This is a genomic window from Nafulsella turpanensis ZLM-10, assembly GCF_000346615.1.
In the GTDB taxonomy this organism is placed as follows: Bacteria; Bacteroidota; Bacteroidia; order Cytophagales; family Cyclobacteriaceae; genus Nafulsella; species Nafulsella turpanensis.
Map to the genome: position 1 here is coordinate 1 of NZ_ANNU01000027.1, position 1,242 is coordinate 1,242.

General features: G+C 37.2%; 1 protein-coding gene and 1 pseudogene. Both read left to right on the top strand.

All coding sequences use genetic code 11. The annotated features are described in order from the left end of the window. Positions 1–340 precede the first annotated feature (340 nt). Positions 341–694, top strand: a complete 354-nt coding sequence (locus tag F752_RS0111950) for a helix-turn-helix domain-containing protein (protein WP_026135698.1) — start codon at positions 341–343, stop codon at positions 692–694. A gap of 147 nt (positions 695–841) precedes the next feature. Continuing rightward, positions 842–1,242: pseudogene (locus F752_RS0111955) on the top strand (site-specific integrase); the annotation flags it as partial.

Here is a 1,242-nt window from a genome sequence, read left to right on the forward strand (position 1 = left end):
TCCGCAATTCTCTCTATCACTTAGGTGAAATAACCGGTGAAATTACGACAGATGATTTACTGGCAAATATTTTTTCAAAGTTTTGTATCGGAAAGTAATAGTATCAAAACAAACCCATACTATCAATAGATAAAAGCCTTTTAACATCATGTTATGGGCTTTTTTATTTCCTATTCTTTTAAATACCTACCGACTTTTATTGCCTTAGTTTGTACCTTTTTGTGCCTTTACTGTACCTCTAAGAGCTGGCCTGTACCTATTTTGTACCTCAGCTTTGTTGTTGGCGAAATTATGGCACTTAATTACACTTAAATTAACTTAAGGAAACCTAAAGACCCTTATGAGCTCAAACATTAGAATTACAAGGATTTGTCAGTATTGTAGGAAAGAGTTTACTGCAAAAACCACAGTGACAAAATACTGCTCAGATGTTTGTGCAAAAAGGGCCTATAAAGCACGGAAAAAGGCAGAAAAAATTGAGGTAAGTGAAAAGGAAACAGAAACGATAAAAGCAAAACCTGTTGAGGAAATAAAAGCAAAAGAGTTTCTTACTGTAAAGGACACCGCAAAACTCCTGAACTGCTCTATAAGGACAATTTACCGGCTGATTGATAATGGAAGCCTACACGCTGTAAATCTTTCACAAAGAAAAACTTTACTAAAACGCTCAGAGATAGACAAACTTTTTGTGTAGTGACCTATAAAGCAAGAAAGGCATTTAAAGACCTTGAAGGCATTATTTTACCCTGCCTTAAGCCGAATAAACTCGCGGATTTTAAAAACCTATTGTAAATACACACCTTCATTAAAAATGACAAAAGTTAAGCTTAGAAAAAAGCCAATGACAGGAGGAAGACACAGCCTGTACCTTGACTTTTACCCTCCTATACCTCACCCTTCCACCGGAAAGCTTACCAGAAGAGAGTTTTTAAAACTGTACACCTTTGACAAACCGAAAACTGAACTGGATAAGCAGCATAATAAGGAAACAAGAACCTTGGCAGAAAATATCAAGGCCAAAAGGCAGTTAGCTATCCAAAGCAGCAATTATGGGTTTCTATCTACTGAAAAAAAGAAAGCCAACTTTATAGATTATTTCAGTGACCTGGCAAACAAAAGAAACGGCACCAACTATGACAATTGGAACTCTGCTTTAAACTATCTTAAAGATTTTGACGGCCAGTTCGACCTTGCCCAGGCGGAGGCAGTCGCTGACCTCATAAATGCCGATTCGGAAGCAGC